Genomic DNA, 17,531 nt, shown 5'->3' with positions numbered 1-17,531 from the left:
AAAACCTGGGTCCTTCCCGGTTCTGTGGAAAGTTACCAGATTGTCAAGGACGCGCGAAGGCGAGCGGAGATCGCCCTTTGTTGCTTCGCGGCCCCAGCTCAACCCCCAGACGTTCAGTTCTCGTCCCGGGATCGGGTCCCATTCAACATGGGAGCGTCGTCGGCGATCTCGGGAACGTCGGGCAACCCCAACTCCTTGATGCGGCGATAGAGGCGAGGGCGGGAGATTCCCAGCAACTCGGCGGCACGCGACTTGTTCTGGCGAGCGCGTTGGAGGGTGCTCTCAATCAGGCGACGCTCCACCTGGGTCAACAACTCATCCAGCGGGATGGTCGGGTGCGGCAGCGGCGGCGGAAGATAAGCCGATCCTAGATGTCCGCGGATCGCTGCGGGCAGGTCGTCGGGCTCAATCAGATCACCGATCGCCTGCTCGTGAGCCTCATCGATGACTCGAGCCAGTTCCCGAAGATTGCCGGGCCAGTCGTAGGCGAGCAAGGCCGAAAGCGCCTGTTCGCTAAACCCACCGCGCTGGCGGCCGCCTCGCGAGTTGGCCCGTTCCAGGAGGTGTTGTGCCAGCAGTGGGATCTCTTCCAGACGCTCGCGGAGCGGTCGCAAATGGATGACCAGGGTCGTCACCGCATAATAGAGGTCAGGGCGGAGCCGCTCGGCCTGGAGGGCTGCTTCGGGCTCACCGGCCGTCATGGCCAATAAACGGACATGAGGGTCCAGCGTGGCCACGAGCCGGCTTTGCAAGTCACGAGGCAGATCAAGAATGTCGCCGATCATGAGCGACGAACCTTCGGGGAGACTCAGACGAGCGGTCACCTCGCCCCCAAACAGTTCCCGCTCCAGGACCTCGGCAGGCAACGAGGCGCAGTCAATCGGGAGGATTGGAGACTGGCGGCGAGCGCTTTGATGATGAATCGTCCGCGCGACGGTCCGTTTTCCCGTACCGGTCTCTCCCACAACCAGCACGGGCACAGTCGTCGCGGCGGCCGTCGCAATCTGGTCGAGGAGCCGGCGATGAATCGGCCCCGCGCCAATCAGGCTGTCGAAGCCGTGGCGCTGCTGGAGTTGCTCGCGGATCTGCAACAGGTCGGTCCGCAAGCGTTGCGACTCGGCGTCGGAATTTCCGGACGGCGAATCGGAGGAACCAACCAGGCCGAACAACCCGATCAACGTCCCTCGCTCATCATGGAACGGGCGAAACTCGATCCGTCTCCACCTTCGCTCACCGCTCGAGTGGATGATCAAGGTCCGCACCGACGCCGGCTGTCCGGCGAGTGCTTCGGGTGGAGGAAAAAAACTGCCCACCAGTCCGGGCAGGTCTCCCGCTCGCGTCGGGCCATGGGCCCGGCAGGTGAGACCGGCAACTTCCTCGGCCGTGGAGCCGGTCAACTGCTCCCAGGCCCGATTGACCCAGGCCAACCGAAGGTCAGCAGTCAACCAGAAAAGGGGTTCTTGAACCTGCAGCCAGAGGCTTTCGAGCCGAGTGCTCGGGTTGCGCGGAGACGCCATGAGGTCGATTGATTACCCTGGAACCAGGAGTCGAGAGACCTATCGAAATCCAAGATCTACCTCCACCGGACCGAAGGCAAGAGAAAACCATGTTCCTCGGAAAGTTCCGCTTGGCCATCGCGCTCGACGGTGGAACGACCAACACCCGAGCCCGGCTCCTTCGCGACGGCCAGGTCGTAGCCACCAGCCGTCGATCGGTCGGCGTCCGCGACTCGGTCCTCTCCGCGGGTCGAACCGGACTGGCGGTGGCTGTCCGTGACGCCCTGGCGGAAGTCCTTCGCGCCGCGGAGGGCCACACCCCGGAAGTGATCGTCGCGGCGGGGATGCTTTCCTCCGAGGTTGGCTTGGCGGCCGTACCTCACGTCCTGGCCCCCGCCGGCCCGCAAGAACTCGCTCGAGGCGCGGTCGTTCGCCACCTCCCTGAGGTTGCCGAGCAACCCATTCTGTTCATCCCGGGAATCCGGACGCCCCCTTCCGCCGGGCAAGACGGCTGGGCAGATGCTGATATCATGCGCGGCGAGGAATGCGAAACTCTGGGCGCCTGGTCCCTTCTCGCGGAACGACAAGTCGACCGGAACGCTTCCGCAGACGTTTCCGCGAACCCGTCGCGAACCGTCTTTCTTTGGCCAGGGTCGCACACGAAGGCCGTCGAAGTGGACGAAGAAGGCCGGATCCTTCGCAGTTACACCTCACTCGCGGGCGAATTAACGGGAGCACTGGCCAGCCATACCCTGCTCGCCGCCAGCCTCCCCGAAGGATTGCCCGATGACCCTGATCCCGAGGCCGTGGCGGCCGGAGCCCGACTGGTCGCACAATCTGGGCTCGGACGCGCTGCGTTCCTCGTTCGAATCGCCGCTCTGAGCGGTGCGCTCGAGGCGCGAGAACGAGCTTCCTTCCTGGTGGGAGCAGTCATCGCCGACGATGTCGCAAACCTGGTCCGACAGCCAATCCTCGACGCACCATCCCGGATCTGGGTCGGTGGCCGCCAACCCCAGCGTTCGCTCTACGGGCATTTGCTTCGGACACAGCACCCGACAGCGGTCCTCGAACTCGACGACGACGTCGCGAGCCGGGCCTCAGCGATCGGTGCGCTGGCCGTTGCCGCTCACTTTGGCGAGACAATCAAGCCGTCCTCGTCATAACGGTCGGAGAGCTTCGTGTACAAAGCCCGGGAAGCCGATGCAAACGCCCCTTTCGTTCGGGCGAATTCCAGGCCGAATGCTCCGGGTTACCCGTGACTGTGATGCTGATCACTTGGCCGTCGCCACATGCGACGGCCAAGAGGAACTTGACTCAGCGGGACCGGGGCCTGGTGCTCCTCAGTGTGTGATCTCGCGGAGCGGGTCTGTACTTGCAACCCGACATGGGATGACACCGACCGCCAATCGTGAGAAGCGAAGGGTTATTATGGCCGCAAGCAAGCGCAATGACTCACGAGCACGACCGGCCCGGCCGCTGGGCCAACGAAGTCGTCGAGTGCCCAAGCGGGGGCCGGAGGACCAGGGCCAAACGGCCAGGCCCGCTATGGGTTAAGGCGAGGCGACCTCGCATCCGAGATGCTTGTCGGAGCGACCAATTCCTCGGCGGTGGACCTTGCATCAGGAAATCACGAAAACCGTGACTCACTGCTTAGCTGAACCGACTCCAGGACCAGATAACCTGGCCAAGAATGACGCCGCTGGCCAGGCCGCTTAGTTCGACCGGAATCAACGGATGTTCTCGGTTAGGCTGGTTCGGTCGGAAAATCAGGTGCCGTCCGCTCAGGTCGAGCCAACAGATCATGGGCACCTCGTCCGGACAAGCCGCAACCATCTTGCCTTGAAGCTGCTGCGGGTCGGTCACCGACCGGTCGATGGCCACGAGCGAGCCCGACGGCAGGACCGGGAACATCGAGTCGTCCGTGACCTGGACGCCAACCGTCTCGGTCGGATGGGGAATCCACTGGCGGAAGGCCATGATGTATCCATCCACACGAGTGGAATCGACACCTCTTCTCGCCAGGTCTTTGAGCGGGACAAGGTTGACCGCCACGTAGTCGGAAAGTACATCCCCTGGCATGTTCTCGGGTGCGACCACACGGACGTCGCTCGGTTCCTGCTCGAGTTTCTCCAGACCTCGGCGGATCAACTCGATGGGTGCGAGATCGGCCAGATCGAGACCGTTTAAGCCACGCTGATATTTCGGCCCCTCACCTGCAAGGAGCCAGGTCGGGTTGGTGCCTGTCTGCTCGATGAATCCGAGCAAGACTTCGGCCGGAACGGTCACGCCAGTCTCGTAGTTGTACCAGGTCCGCGCGGGGAGCCCTAAGCGGCGAGCCAGTTCCGGCCCACCATGCTCACCGAACAATTCCTGGCGGACTTCGCGCAGCCGACGCGACAGAGAGGCTTTGACGTTGATACGTGTTTTGGGTGTTTTTTTGCGAGCCACAACGCTCAATCCCGCGAACGGAACCCCTCCGGCACCGCTTCACATGGTGATGGACATTAAGACGTTGCGTCAAGCGAATCGGCCAGAACGGAGCCGTCGGCACAGTCAATGAATGAGACAGTGCCGGCCACTTCGTTTCTTTAGCCAGATACATCTTAACCTATGCACGCCGATGAAGAGTCAACCTAGCAAACAAAATGGCCGAGGTCACTCCGGGGAGGTGACTCGGCCATTTAATGCAACTTCGTGTGGTCAACGCGCATCAACCTGCCATAATCGTGTTTCCATTTCCCCACATCCGTTGATTAAGCACAACGAAGGCCGGAAAATAAGGAACCAGGATTAAAAAATACCGAGGGTGTCGCGTGCATCGTCGGACATTCGATCGGGTGACCACGGCGGGGACATGACGAGCTTGACGTTCGCCTTGGTGACGCCTTCCAGCAGTTCGATCGCGGTCACGGCATTGCGAAGGATCTCTGGACCAGCGGGGCAGGCTGGGGAAGTCAGCGTCATCTCAACGTCGATGATGTCCTCTTTGGTCTGGACGGTGTAGACCAGTCCGAGGTCGACGATGTTGACGTTGAGCTCAGGGTCCTTGACGGTGCGCAGCGCGGTCAGGATCGCTTCTTGGTCGAGCATGGAGTCATCTCCCTTATTTAAGAGCGGGCGCGGACCGGGTTCAAGCGTCGATCGCGACGAGGATCTCGTCTCCTCGGACTTCGACCTGATGAGCCGAGACCGGCTCGATGGCCGGAAAACTGAGAGCTCGACCAGTCCGGACGTCGAAGCGAGCGCCATGCCGTGGGCAGCGAATTTCACACCCTTCAAGCTCCCCTTCAGCCAGGGGACCACCATCGTGGGTGCAGACGTCGTCGATGGCGTAATAGGAGCCTTCACAGTTGAAAATGGCGATCGCCCGCCCTTCGATTTCGGCCAGCAACTTGCCGCCGGGAGGGATCTCGGAGCGTGTAGCTACCCTGACGAACTCCGCCATCGGTCGCAGACCTTTCATTTCATTCGGAAGCGTGTTGTGTCGCATCGGTTGCTGACGCCCCGTCGGCGGCGTCCGCCGAAGACCGCGCCATCGCGGCGCGGGTGACTTCGGCTTTCAAACGTCTGAGGACTCCGCTCAGACCGCGGACCCTGAGCATCCCCAGGATCTCGGGGAGACCAATCTGCTCGATCAGGCTGTCGCGAACGAGGAGAACCTCTTCGATGGTGGCGCCATTCAGCCCCTCCACCAGGATCGCGACGAACCCACGGACCGTCGGTGCCTCAATCGGCGCATCGGCGTGGATCGCCACGCGGTCCTTCTCGAGTTCAACGAAGAGGAAAACGGGCGACTGGCATTCCTCAACCCGATGCGCCGCGTCTTTATGCTCGGCGAGACGGTCGGGCAGAGGAGGCAAGTTTCTGGCGAAGTCGATCAGGAGCTCAATCCGCTCCTGGCGGTCAGCCTCGCTCAGTTCCGAGACGATCACGTCGAGTGTGGCGGGCATAGGACGACCTCAGGCCCCCTTGGCGATCGGAACGCGCACGAGATTTCCCCACTCGCACCACGATCCATCATAATTGCGAACTTTGGAATAGCCGAGCAAGTAGGTGAGCACGAACCAGGTCAAGCTCGACCGCTCGCCAATCCGGCAATAAGCGATGATATCGTCGGTCGATTTCAGTCCGACCTCGCTCTCGTAAATCGCCTTGAGCTCGTCGGCCGTTTTGAACGTACCGTCGTCGTTGACCGCGCGATTCCAAGGGACGCTCACTGCACCCGGGATATGGCCGCCGCGGAGTGACCCTTCCTGAGGGTAGTCCTCCATGTGCGTCTTCTCGCCGGTGAACTCCTTGGGACTGCGAACGTCGAGCAACGGTTTCCCCGACTTCGAGTGCTCCAACACCACGTCGCGAAACACCCGAATCTTCTCTTCGTTGCTCGACTGCACCTTGTAATCGGTCGGGGCGTACTGAGGCACTTCGGTCGTGACCGGTCGATTCTGGTCGTACCAAAGTTTCCGGCCGCCGTTCATGACCCTGCAGTCCTTGTGACCGAAGAGCGTGAAGGCCCAGTACGCATAACAGGCCCACCAGTTCGACTTGTCGCCGTAGAAGACGACCGTCGTGTCGTTGGCAATGCCCGACCGCGAGCAGATCGCGGCGAATTTTTCGGCGTTGATATAGTCGCGAACGATCTGGTCCTGGAGATCCCCCTGCCAGTCGATCTTGACCGCGCCCGGGACGTGGCCCATGTCATAGAGCAGGACGTCCTCGTCGCTCTCGACGATCCGTACCTTGGGATCGTTGCGGTGCTCCTCGACCCAATCGGCCGAGACAAGAACTTCGGGATGGACGTACGGGTCTCCCATGGCGGAACGGGCTCCTCGTGGAAACAGTGGGACAAGAAATTTGACACGTGTTTCTGCAACGACGGCCTGAGCCGTCAAGCCGATTCGCCACCGCCACCGAGCTGCAACTTCGCGGCTACCGCCTTCGTCAGCGTTTCGCGGACCGGTTCCAGCGTGATCCGATCATACACGTTGGCGAAGAAGCCCTCGACGATCAGGCGGATGGCCGTCTCTCGGTCGATACCGCGTGCCTGGGCATAGAAGATCATCTCTTCATCGACCCGGCCTGCCGTGGCGCCGTGAGTACAGCGGACGTCGTTGGCCTCGATCTCCAGTCCTGGAATCGAGTCAGCGCGAGCGCCGTCGGAGAGGACCAGGTTGTCGTTCTTCTGGTACGCGTTGGTCTGCTGAGCGTCTTTCTCGACGCGAATCATTCCCTTCCAGACGATCCGCGACTTCTCACGCAGTCCCCCCTTGTACAGGAGGTCGCTCGTGGTGTTCGGGGCCTGGTGGTCCTGTCGCGTGAAATAAGCGAGATGCTGACGTCCCGTCGTGAACATAACGCCATTGACCTGGGCCTTCGACCCTCGGCCGGCCAACGCCACTTCCTGGTTCACCTTGGCCAGGCGTGCGCCCAGGCCGCCCACGGTCCACTGCAGGCCGGCGTCGGCTCCGACCAAGGCCCGCTCTCGGCTGAAGTGCCAGGTGCCGGCATCCCAGTTCTGGATATTGACGAAGCGAAGCTTCGCCTCGCGTCCAACGATCACCTCGACCGCGCCCACGTGCAAGGCCGGGGCGTCGGCTCGCTCGCGTCCCGTGGTCTCACGGACAAAGCTGGCTTCGGCGCCGTCCTCGAGAATGATCAAGGTGTGATCGAGGTCGACCCGCCCTTCGCGAGCGAGCCCGACCAGGCTGAACAAGGGGGCCTCGACCTTCACTCCCTTGGGCACATAAAGCAGGGTGCCGCCGGTCCAAAACGCCGCGTGCAACGCAGAAAAGGCGTCTTCGCGGTGCGAGACGACGTCGGTCAGAAGCCAACGCTTGAGCAAGTCCGGATGGTCTTTGACCGCCTGGGCCAGATCCAACAGGATCGCCCCTCCCAGCTTCGCGGGATCAGGCCTGCGCGTGACGTACGCGTTGACCTGTTCGATCCCGGTCGCGTAGTGGGTGCTCAGCGTCTGCCACACGGGATCGATCGCGGCACGGGCCTCCGCACTCGGCTCTTGGAGTGCCGGCGGAGCGAACGCATCGAGCTTGAGCGATCGAATATCGGTTCGCCGCCATTCCTCGTCGCGCGAGGAGGGAAGCGGGGTCGAGCGGAAGAACTCAAACGCTTCGCGTCGGCGATCCTGAAGCCATTTTGGCTCGTCGCGTTGTTTCAGGAACGCCTCGAAAGCGGCTTCGGTGAATCCGCCCGTGGCGAGGGATGGGCTGGTTGCGGATGCGCTGCTCATCGTAAGGGTGGATCTCGGACGAAGGTTCGAGGCAGGGCGCAGCGTGCCCCGGCAAGCTACGGCTACTGAGTCCAGGGCATGCTGCGTTTGCCCCGGTCACCCGACGACAGTCGGACCGCTCGATGAAACGATGTCATCGGCGGTCCTTGGTCGTCGAGAGCCCGACACTCACACGGTGATTAACCGACCGACCCTTCCATTTGAAGCTGGATGAGCTTGTTCATCTCGACGGCGTACTCCATCGGCAGCTCTTTGACGAGCGGCTCGATGAACCCGCTGACGATCAGAGTCGATGCTTCGGCTTCGCTAAGGCCTCGGCTCTTGAGGTAGAAGAGCTGTTCCTCGCCGATCTTGGAGACGCTGGCCTCGTGGCCGATCTTGACGTCGTCCTCGTCGATCTCGATGTACGGGTAGGTGTCGGAGCGGCTCTGGGGATCAAGAATCAAGGCGTCGCAGACGACGTTCGACTTCGAGCCTTTCGCGCCGTTGATCACTTTGAGGAGACCACGGTAGCTGGCTCGGCCACCGTTCTTGCTGATGCTCTTGGAGATGATCCGCGAGCTCGTGTAAGGAGCGCCATGGACGACCTTACCACCGGCGTCCTGATGCTGCCCCTTGCCGGCGAATGCGATCGAGAGGATCTCACCTCTCGCTCCCTTGCCCATCATGTAGACGGCCGGGTACTTCATCGTCAGGCGACTGCCGAGGTTGCCGTCAACCCACTCCATCAGGGCGTCCTCGTGGGCGACCGCTCGCTTGGTCACGAGGTTGTAGATATTGCTCGCCCAGTTCTGGATCGTGGTGTACCGGCAGCGCCCCCCCTTCTTGACAATGATCTCGACGACGGCCGAGTGGAGGCTCTCGGTCGTGTACATCGGGGCGGTACACCCTTCGACGTAGTGGACTTGCGCCCCTTCTTCGACCACGATCAAGGTGCGCTCAAACTGCCCCATGTTCTCGGCGTTGATCCGGAAATAGGCCTGGAGCGGAATGTCGACCTTGACGCCGGCCGGAATGTAGACGAACGACCCACCCGACCAGACGGCCGAGTTCAGCGCGGCGAACTTGTTGTCATGGATCGGGATGACCGTGCCCAGGTACTGCTTGACCAGGTCGGGGTACTCGCGGAGGGCCGTGTCGGTGTCGACGAAGATGACCCCCTTCTTCTGAAGGTCTTCGCGAAGGCTGTGGTAAACCACCTCCGACTCGTACTGGGCACCGACCCCCGCCAGGAACTTGCGCTCGGCTTCGGGAATCCCGAGCTTCTCGAACGTATTCTTGATGTCCGACGGCACGTCGTCCCAGGTCTTCCCCTGTCGATCGGCCGCCTTCATGTAGTAGTGAATGTCATCGAAATTGAGGCTGGCAAGGTCGCCGCCCCAGGTCGGGGTCGGCTTCGACCAGAAGACCTCGAGCGCCTTGAGGCGGAAGTCGCGCATCCACTGCGGTTCGCTCTTCATCTCGGAGATCTGGTGAACGACCTCGCGACTCAGCCCCTTACCGCTCTTGAACGAGTAATTGTCATCCGAGTCGCGAAACCCGAATTTATACTCGTCCTTGATTCCTTGCACCTGCCCGCTCAGATCAGTCGCCATGGCGTCTATTCCTTCCTCGTAGGTCGGGACGGGCTCAGAAGGTCAATTGACCGGACGGTGAGGCGTGCTGTTCCATCTCGTCCTCATCCTTGGCCGCCTCGGGATACTTGGCGCGGACCCAGTCGTAGCCCTCACGCTCGAGGAGATCCACCAGTTCAGGACCGCCATTTTCAACGATCCGACCACCGAAGAGGATGTGAACGAAGCCCGGCTTGATGTAATTCAAAATGCGTTGATAGTGGGTGATGACCAGGATACCGGTCGAAACCTTGGACGCAACCTTGTTGACCCCTTCGGAGACCACCCGTACCGCGTCGATATCGAGTCCGCTATCGGTCTCGTCGAGGATGGCGAACGCGGGGCGAAGCATGGCGAGCTGAAGCACTTCGGCCCGCTTCTTTTCGCCGCCGGAGAATCCTTCATTGAGATAGCGACGGGCAAACTCGGGGTCCATGCCCAGCTCGTCCATCTGCTCGCGGAGCTCCTTGCGGAACTCACGCATCGAGATCAGTTCCTCCCCCTCCTTGCGGTCGGGGTTCCGGACGTTGCTGACCGCGTGGCGAAGGAAGTTGGCCACAGTGACGCCGGGGATCGACGTCGGATACTGGAAGGCGAGAAAGAGGCCGGCCTTGGCCCGCTCGTCAGCCTCCATCTCGAGGATGTCCTGGCCGTCGAGCGTCGCAGTCCCCTCCGTCACCTCGTAGTTCGGATGACCCATCAGGGCGTAGCTCAAGGTGCTCTTACCTGAACCGTTCGGTCCCATCAAGGCATGCACTTCGCCCTGGCGGATCGTGAGGTCGACCCCCTTGAGGATCTCCTTGCCGTCGATCGCGACGTGAAGGTTGCTGATCTGAAGAACCTTGCTCATTACGCTCCTGCCCTGTTGGGACCGGCTCGAGGTGCCCCTCCCGCTGGTCCGGTCATCTCGTCTCGTTCGCTGAAAACCGGTTGATTCGTTAATTTGATCAGAGGGCTTGCGCCGCCGCCGCCAGAATCTCGGGCTTCGCCTCGAAGTCGCACGAACGATGGCCGTCGAGCCGGCATTGGCTCAGGCGAAGCCCTCGACCCACGATCTTCTCGAACATCTTGCGCTCCATGGCGCAGACAGCCCGATCCACTGCGGCCAGCTCATAGTAGGGGCAAGAGTGCTGTTTCAGCACCGAATTCTGCCCCCCTTCCGCCAGCGTGACCTCGGTTTCGATCCCCCGGTCGTGGAGGATCGTGCCCAGCTGGACGAGCCGGCCCTCCCATCCTTCTCCGGTGACCTGTGTTCGGTAGAGCTCGGCCAGTCGCTCAGTAATTCGGCCGAATAAGAAGCGACGAAGCTTTCGGTCTTCGACCGTCCGCATCATCTCATCCCAGAGCACCACGGCCAGGTCGGCATAATTCTGCCCCAGCCGCTTGTGAGCCTCGACGCTCGCCTCGTACACGTGGCTGGGACGACCGCGGCCCCCATGCTCGAGACGCCGTTCCACCATGCCGGAGCCGAGCAGCCGCGTCAGCCGGTTCCGAATCGCCGTCGGTGTCACTCCCTGACGAGCCGCCATCTCAGCAACCGTCAGGGGACCGTGTCGTCGAATCGAATCCAGGAGTGAGCGATCCGCAGCTTCGATCATCGCCACCCCTCTCTTGGCTAAGGCCTGGATTGCCCTCCGAGACGCTGGAACTCCCCAGCGGTCTCCTACCTGCATGTTCACCTGAATTGTAAGGAGAGACCCTCGCAACGTCTATCAGAATAGCCGCACTTTTCGCAATTTTTTTTGCGAAAAGGTTCTGAATCCATGCCGAGGGCCTGCTGGAGATGAAGTTTGAGGTCGCCCGAGGAGCCGCCCCAAATCACGCCAAAGCGGAAATGCACAATGGACCGCCCGATCCCTAGCCACTTCCAAGGATGGAGGTGGGGAAGGCGGGAGGTCCAGTTTTGGCGACGGGCGAATAAGGCGATGAGGGCCGGATCGGTCTTAGAGACCGACGCCACCCAGGTGCTTCTGCTTCCTGGGGTTGCGGACGCCTTGCCGCTTCGGGCGACGCCCCTTGGCGACGGGTGAGCTATCGGCTTTTTTTCGCCACTTATAGCTTTTGCGATGCTTGGTCTTGGCTTTCATAACGCCGAACAACTCCCATACGGATCAAGGCGATTTCTGCAGATAGAGCGTATTATTGCGGATGAGCCGCACAAAATTCAAGCGGAGTTCACTAGGTCCCTGGGAAATGCTCGAAACCAAACGAGCTGAGCCGACGGCCGCGAGGCGGTTTTCTGCCCCGATTTCGCGACATTTTGACTGGGAATCTCGCTCGAACTCGAACAGGCGACTGCGATCTCGAAAGCGCATTTTGTCCGAACCAACGGGGAGGACAATCCGGCATGACGTCCCTCGAACACGGGCCTTCGCCGACACAGTGAGTCCCTTGGAGATCAAGCTTTCAATGAATCACAAGTGGAATGGGAGACGACATCTTGCGTAAACGAGTCGTGATGGGTAATTCGATCTCGCCCAGACCGCTTTGAGTGATAAAGGGCCCGATCGGCCGCCTCCAGCAGTTCCGACCACGTCGCCAGGTCTCCCCCGGTCGTCGCCACCCCCACACTCACGGTGATTGGCCGCTGGGGCCAGGGATAGCTCGTGGTGAGCGACCGTAGGCGTTCGGCCAACAGCGAGGCCTCCGCGGCGGCCGTGGCCGGCAGCAAGATGGCGAACTCTTCTCCCCCGTAGCGGGCAACGATATCGTGATCGCGCGTCTCACTGCGGAGAATCCCCGCCAGTGTGGCGAGCACGGAATCGCCGGCCGGGTGGCCGAATGAGTCGTTGAGCGACTTGAAATGGTCGACGTCGATCATCACCAAGGAAAGCGGATAGCCGTAGCGAACGGCGAACGAGCAAGCGGTTATCAGGTTTTCATTGAAGCAACGACGGTTTTTCAAACCTGTGAGCCCGTCGGTCGTTGCCAATTCGGCGAGTTGGAGATTCTTCCGTTCCAGCTCTTCCTGCATCGCCACGATCCGGCCGGCGATCGCCACGCGGGCCGCCAATTCGGCAGGGTCCGTCGGCTTGGAGAGAAAGTCGTCGGCCCCGGCGTTCAGGCCGGCAAGCCTGTCCTGAAGCCCTTCACGGGCAGTCAACAGGATAATATAAGTATACGCGGAATCGCCCTGACCACGGATTTTCCGGCAGAGTTCCAGCCCATCCAGCCCCGGCATCATCCAATCGGTGATCACCAGTCGAAGCTCACCCTGTTGTAGGAGCTCCCAGGCCTTCATTCCGTCCAAAGCCACAACGACGTCGTGGCCCAATCGCTCCAGGGTGCGGCGCAAAAAGAGCGCGGGGGTCGACTCGTCTTCAGCAACCAAGATTTTCATGAAAGGCTCCGATCCAAATCCTTTCCCACCACCGAGAGCAACCGCTCCCAATCGCGACGTGCGCGGACGAGTTCCTCGCGGACCTCTGCCATTTCGCCCCGCTCACCCAGGAATTCCAGACGGTGCCAGGATCCGCTGAAACCCTCGGCCCCGACCGTCGAAAATGTCCCCTTCAATCCATGAGCGGAACGCGATACGCCCGCTCCGTCCTCAAGTCTCACTGCATCGACCAGCCGTTCGATCGCCGCGGGGACGGTCCGCACGAAGTCCTCGAGCACTTCCCGAGCAAAATCCACGTCACCATCGCATCGCTCCAGCAGACGATCGAAGCTGAAGCCAGACTGCGTCTCATCGATTTTGGCTTCACTTTCAAGATCGTTGACCACAGGCACCATAACCGTGCGAGCGCAGAGCCGGTTCAGCTCGTGCCGCATCGTGTTGATCGTGACCGGTTTGGACAGGTAGCCATCAAATCCCGCCTCCAGGCAGCGTTCGCGATCCCCTTTCATGGCGTGTGCCGTGAGCGCGATGATCGGAATCTGAGAATCAGCCCCGGGGCGCGCTCGGATGGCAGCCAGCGCTGCGAACCCATCCATCACGGTCATCTGGAGGTCCATGAGGATCACGTCGAACGAAGTCTGGTCGAGCGCTTCCACCGCGGCTTGCCCGTTGTCCACGACAGTCACCTGATGCCCCAGGCTTCGCACCATTGCGGACGCGACCTTTTGGTTGACGAGATGGTCCTCGGCCAGGAGAACATCAAGGTGCTGTCCGTCGGGTTCTTCGATTCCTGTTGAGGAATCATCGTCCTTGCCCTCGGCATCATAGGCATCGGGCGTTCCGGAAATACCCGAGCGTTGAAGCAAATCCATCAGGGCATTATACAAGTCGGACTGCCGGACCGGCTTCGTAAGACAAGCGTCAATGCCGAGATCTTGATAAGAGAGGCCGGACGCGCTCAACGCATCGCCCGAGGTCAGCATCAACATCTCGGGGTATCCGAATTTTGGATTACGCTGCAACCGTTCGGCGAGTTCGAAGCCATCCATCCCGGGCATCATCTGATCGAGCAGGACGACCGCGAACGGAGAACCTTGTTCCACAGCCTCCGCCAGGACGGTCATGGCAGTGAAACCATCATTGACCGCCAGCGGAACCGCTCCCCAGTGCTTGAGGACTTCCTCGAGAATGAGCCGATTGGTCTGGTTGTCATCGACAACCAACATGCGCACGCCGTTCAGCCAAACCGGAACCGCCGGGTAAGGTCCGGAAACCGTGGCGTCGGCCGGGAGAAATTGGGCGTTGAATCGAAAAATGCTGCCGCCCGAGGAGTTGGCCTCGACCCAGATTCGGCCCCCCATGAGCGTCACTAACCGCGATGAGATGGTCAGGCCAAGTCCCGTGCCTCCGTATTTCCTGGTAGTCGAGCCGTCAGCCTGTTCGAATGGATTGAAGATCGATCGGCGCTTGTCGGAGGGCACACCGATGCCCGTGTCGCTCACGGAGAACCGTAGCGTGATTTCCTGGTCGGACTGTGAGCAAGTCGCCACGTCGAGCACCACTTCGCCCTGTTCCGTGAATTTGACGGCGTTGCCCACGAGGTTGACAAGTACCTGACGCAGACGTCCTGCGTCCCCCACGACGATCTGGGGAACATCAGGGGCAATCCGGCAGGCGAGTTCAAGCCCCTTGGCATGGGCATGCAAGGCGAGGCAGCGTGCGGTGTCTGCCACCTCGTCTCGTAGGTCGAACGGGGTGGGGTCAAGGTGAAGCTTGCCGGCCTCGATCTTCGAAAAATCAAGAATGTCATTGATGACCGAGAGGAGCGCGTCCGCCGACGACTTGACCAGGCCGAGGTACTCGCGCTGCTTGGCCGTCAGTGAAGTTCCCATCGTAAGTTCCGTCATACCGACGATTCCGTTCATCGGCGTTCGGATCTCGTGACTCATATTCGCCAAGAACTCACTCTTCACCCGATTGGCCGTTTCCGCCTCTTCGTGCGCCTGGACGAGATCCGCCTCAGTCTGACGCCGACGTTTCATTTCATTCGCGACCAGCCGATGGGAGATGAGCAGCAACCAAAGACTGACCAGAAGCCCGATCACAAGTCCCGAAACAGCCAACCGAGCACTGTAATCAGCCTGATCCGACTCAAGTCGCAACCGTTGCTCTTGTTCGGACCGGAGCGAAGCAGCTTCGGAACGGATCCGCTTCATCATCGCGCGCCCGCGGTCTGTCAACACGACGCGTAACGCTTGGTCCAGGCCCTGCTCGCGGCGAATATCGATCGTTTCCTGCAACTCGGCAAGCTTCTCGGCCGCCATCGCCTGCAACCGTCGAATGCGTAGGCCAGGGCTCGACTCAGGACCGAGCAACTGGACCATTCGACTAAACTCAATGTTGAGATTCTCAGCCGCGGCATGGTACGGCTCGAGGTAGTAGGATCGGCCAGTGAGCAGAAACCCACGCTGACCGGTTTCGGCGTCTTTCAATAAGGAGAAAACATTCTCGATGCCCAGGAGGACCTGGTGTGAGCGATCGACACGACGGGCCGTTTCAATCGATCCCGACAGCGCGAGGTAAGCCCCAAGGCTGATCGCGATCAGGACGCAGGAAGCCAGGATAAACTGCCAGGCAAGCTTGTTTTCCAAACGCCAACTCATGACCACACCCCGAGATCGTGATGCTTTCGAGTGGCCGATCGTCGGTCTCGGCTGCACAACTCCGAGAAATAGGAAATCGCTGCCGAGTCACGAACCCAGAATTAACCAAATGCAAATCAGAGCAGGAACGCCCCACCACATTCCGCCCACCTTATTCAAAACTCTAGCCCACGAAAGTGATGCGAGACCGACTCCCTGGTATGGCTCATCGCTTTTCCAAGGGGGCCAGTGCACGTCTGTCTTCACTGATTCAGTGAGAGCCTAGAACACGTTTAAACAATTTCAACAAGTACCAAGTGCCTCCTGACCTCGAAGTACGGATCACTCGAGGTAGAAGCTCCAACGAGCCAAGCGACAAGCTCGGTGCGCGTACACGATTTACCGCAGGAATCACGCTATAGGTGGGTCGAGGTGGGACGGAATGCGAAGGACGCTCGGCCGGAGGGGTGATCTGTGAAATGGAAGGCGTCGTGAAGAACCTGCTTTGCCGCCGAACGGAGAATGCGGGCGAATCGCCCGCATTCTCGGAGAACACGTCAGGGGCAAAAACCGCGTTAATTCCTGGCTGCGAGTGGCCCCTTCGGGGTTGCCATGCTGGTGGTGGCAGTCTCTCCCGGTCGGCTCATCACCTTGAGCAGGTAAACAGCACTCGGTGGGCTCTCGTGGCCCTGGGAATCCACGGCTTGGGCGTGGAATCGGTAGACGCCATTGGCCAACGGCGTGCCAATCGTGACGCGGTAATTGCCATTGGCGGGGTCGACGATCGACTGGCCGTAGACGGTGCCTTGATCGTCGACAATCTTGATGGTCACACCGTTGCTATTGAATCCACCGCCGGTGTTGCCGGCGAAATCACCCACCACGGAGCCGGCACCGTAGGTACCGACGAGTTGCGGCTGACGGAGCGTCGTCTTGCCAATCCCAGCCGACACCCGAACACCGTCCTGGTTGGCGAGTTCAGGAGCGGGGGGCCGTTGAATCGGTCGCCCCACACCAAGGATCGTCTGGAGCACGAGCGAGTAGTCGTTCGTCGCCAGGTAAACCGGGCGCGGGCTCTGTGAGGAAACCTTGGCAAGCTCGCTCATATCTTGCGTGAGGTTAGTCACCTGCTGGGCGGTCGCCCCGGTGCTCCCCAAGACTCGCTGGAACGCATGACTGAGCGTTTTGGCGTCAGACTTGCTCAGACTGGCGTTGGGTATGATGTCTTGGAGCGTCGAGTTGAACGCCTCGATCGTCGCCGGGTTCGGCCGGTGCAGTCGTCCCGCGATGGAGAGGAGGTCGTCCTGAAGCTGTTGAATCGTCGCTGGCGGAAGAAAGCGGTCGGGCTCCAACTGCTTCAGATAAAATGGGAGGTGCTCGATTCGCGTTTCCTTTTGGTGGAACGTGACCGGAACCTCCTGGGCCACAGCGGCCTGCGTGTTGTTGCCAGCGCCGAAGACGCTGAGCATAGCACGCCCTTCCAGCCCTTCGGGAGAGGGAACGAATCGGCGGCGGTCCATCGCGCGGATCTCCTTCGGGCACCGAGAGAAGGTGACATCGGACGAGGCTCGGCAAGTCGCCTGTCCGGGGCCAACGGCCGTCGAATGTCGGCAGTTCAGCGTGGAGAAGAACTCAAAGAATTGCGGTCCGGGGCAGTCCTGCCCCTCGACCGGCCCACGTCTTACCAGAACGTCTCAAGTCTGGCCAGCCGATTTCCGAAGCTTGGCGATCGTTTCACCACCGCTTCGGCCGGCCCCGAGGATCGCCCCCAGGGGCAAGACGCCGACAGGGCGACAGGTTTTTCAAATGCCAAGAGCATCGGGAGGCCCTCCCCCCTGCTCTCATGAATTCCCACGACTTTCGGCCGCGAGTAGGCGTTCGAGCAGAACCGGGTTGATCACGCCTTTGAAGCGAACCTTGCCATCGACCTCCACCACGGGAACCTCCGTGTTGAAGCGCTCCCTCAAGGCCGGATCGCCGTCAATGTCGACCTCCTCAATGGAAAAACGAAGCCGACGCTGATAGTCCTTCAACAAGTCGAGTGCTTTGTGACAGCAGCCGCATTGTTCACGCGTGTAGAGCCTGATCTGAAGATGGGCGACGTTGGCCTCGAACCGAGGACGCCGCCAGCGAGCGAGGAGAGAAATCATCGGACAGCACCTCCCTTTGATCGACATCCATCGGATTCACGCG

16 protein-coding genes are annotated in these 17,531 nt (G+C 60.9%); 1 reads left to right on the top strand and 15 read right to left on the bottom strand.

Annotated features, from left to right (window positions below; all coding sequences use genetic code 11):
- Positions 1–113: 113 nt before the first annotated feature.
- Positions 114–1,517: a sigma 54-interacting transcriptional regulator gene (locus V5E97_RS14310; RefSeq protein WP_406699994.1), complete on the bottom strand. Its 1,404-nt coding sequence runs from the start codon at positions 1,515–1,517 to the stop codon at positions 114–116.
- 89 nt (positions 1,518–1,606) lie between these two features.
- On the opposite strand from V5E97_RS14310, the gene V5E97_RS14305 reads away from it, so the two are divergent.
- Positions 1,607–2,659, top strand: a complete 1,053-nt coding sequence (locus V5E97_RS14305) for a 2-dehydro-3-deoxygalactonokinase (protein WP_406699993.1) — start codon at positions 1,607–1,609, stop codon at positions 2,657–2,659.
- A gap of 487 nt (positions 2,660–3,146) precedes the next feature.
- Here the strand turns inward: V5E97_RS14305 and V5E97_RS14300 are convergent, their stop codons facing one another.
- The 14 genes from V5E97_RS14300 to V5E97_RS14235 all read right to left on the bottom strand — a co-directional run bounded on the left by V5E97_RS14300 (position 3,147) and on the right by V5E97_RS14235 (position 17,488).
- Positions 3,147–3,944, bottom strand: a complete 798-nt coding sequence (locus V5E97_RS14300; RefSeq protein ID WP_406699992.1) for an XRE family transcriptional regulator — start codon at positions 3,942–3,944, stop codon at positions 3,147–3,149.
- A 342-nt stretch (positions 3,945–4,286) separates the two neighbouring features.
- Entirely contained in the window at positions 4,287–4,586 is a 300-nt protein-coding gene (locus V5E97_RS14295) for a metal-sulfur cluster assembly factor (RefSeq protein ID WP_406699991.1), read from the bottom strand.
- A 40-nt stretch (positions 4,587–4,626) separates the two neighbouring features.
- Positions 4,627–4,941: a non-heme iron oxygenase ferredoxin subunit gene (locus V5E97_RS14290; protein WP_406699990.1), complete on the bottom strand. Its 315-nt coding sequence runs from the start codon at positions 4,939–4,941 to the stop codon at positions 4,627–4,629.
- 19 nt (positions 4,942–4,960) lie between these two features.
- The gene (locus V5E97_RS14285) at positions 4,961–5,446 is read right to left on the bottom strand and encodes a SufE family protein (protein ID WP_406699989.1); all 486 of its coding nucleotides are present in this window, start codon (positions 5,444–5,446) and stop codon (positions 4,961–4,963) included.
- Between the two features lie 9 nt (positions 5,447–5,455).
- On the bottom strand, positions 5,456–6,310 hold the full coding sequence (locus V5E97_RS14280; protein WP_406699988.1) for a sulfurtransferase: 855 nt from the start codon (positions 6,308–6,310) through the stop codon (positions 5,456–5,458).
- A gap of 74 nt (positions 6,311–6,384) precedes the next feature.
- On the bottom strand, positions 6,385–7,743 hold the full coding sequence (gene sufD / locus V5E97_RS14275; RefSeq protein ID WP_406699987.1) for a Fe-S cluster assembly protein SufD: 1,359 nt from the start codon (positions 7,741–7,743) through the stop codon (positions 6,385–6,387).
- A gap of 179 nt (positions 7,744–7,922) precedes the next feature.
- Positions 7,923–9,338 carry a Fe-S cluster assembly protein SufB gene (gene sufB / locus V5E97_RS14270; protein WP_015248538.1) on the bottom strand — a complete coding sequence of 472 codons (1,416 nt, stop codon included), beginning with the start codon at positions 9,336–9,338 and terminating at the stop codon, positions 7,923–7,925.
- Between the two features lie 34 nt (positions 9,339–9,372).
- Positions 9,373–10,206, bottom strand: a complete 834-nt coding sequence (gene sufC, locus V5E97_RS14265) for a Fe-S cluster assembly ATPase SufC (RefSeq protein WP_406699986.1) — start codon at positions 10,204–10,206, stop codon at positions 9,373–9,375.
- Positions 10,207–10,303: 97 nt separating this feature from the next.
- A complete protein-coding gene (locus tag V5E97_RS14260) occupies positions 10,304–10,954 on the bottom strand; it encodes a helix-turn-helix transcriptional regulator (protein ID WP_406699985.1) in 651 nt (216 codons plus the stop codon).
- 345 nt (positions 10,955–11,299) lie between these two features.
- The gene (locus V5E97_RS14255; RefSeq protein ID WP_406699984.1) at positions 11,300–11,443 is read right to left on the bottom strand and encodes a hypothetical protein; all 144 of its coding nucleotides are present in this window, start codon (positions 11,441–11,443) and stop codon (positions 11,300–11,302) included.
- A gap of 311 nt (positions 11,444–11,754) precedes the next feature.
- Entirely contained in the window at positions 11,755–12,696 is a 942-nt protein-coding gene (locus tag V5E97_RS14250; protein ID WP_406699983.1) for a GGDEF domain-containing protein, read from the bottom strand.
- Positions 12,693–15,359, bottom strand: coding sequence for a response regulator (locus tag V5E97_RS14245; RefSeq protein WP_406699982.1), 2,667 nt, complete (start codon positions 15,357–15,359; stop codon positions 12,693–12,695). Before V5E97_RS14245 ends, V5E97_RS14250 begins: the two co-directional genes overlap by 4 nt.
- Before the next feature lie 554 nt (positions 15,360–15,913).
- Positions 15,914–16,858 (bottom strand): Ig-like domain-containing protein, encoded by a 945-nt coding sequence (locus tag V5E97_RS14240; RefSeq protein WP_406699981.1) that lies wholly within the window; start codon positions 16,856–16,858, stop codon positions 15,914–15,916.
- A gap of 321 nt (positions 16,859–17,179) precedes the next feature.
- Positions 17,180–17,488 carry a glutaredoxin family protein gene (locus V5E97_RS14235; protein WP_406699980.1) on the bottom strand — a complete coding sequence of 103 codons (309 nt, stop codon included), beginning with the start codon at positions 17,486–17,488 and terminating at the stop codon, positions 17,180–17,182.
- Between the last annotated feature and the right edge of the window lie 43 nt (positions 17,489–17,531).

Source organism: Singulisphaera photorubra (genome assembly GCF_045290345.1).
In the GTDB taxonomy this organism is placed as follows: Bacteria; Planctomycetota; Planctomycetia; order Isosphaerales; family Isosphaeraceae; genus Singulisphaera.
This window is presented reverse-complemented; position numbering and strand designations above follow the sequence as displayed.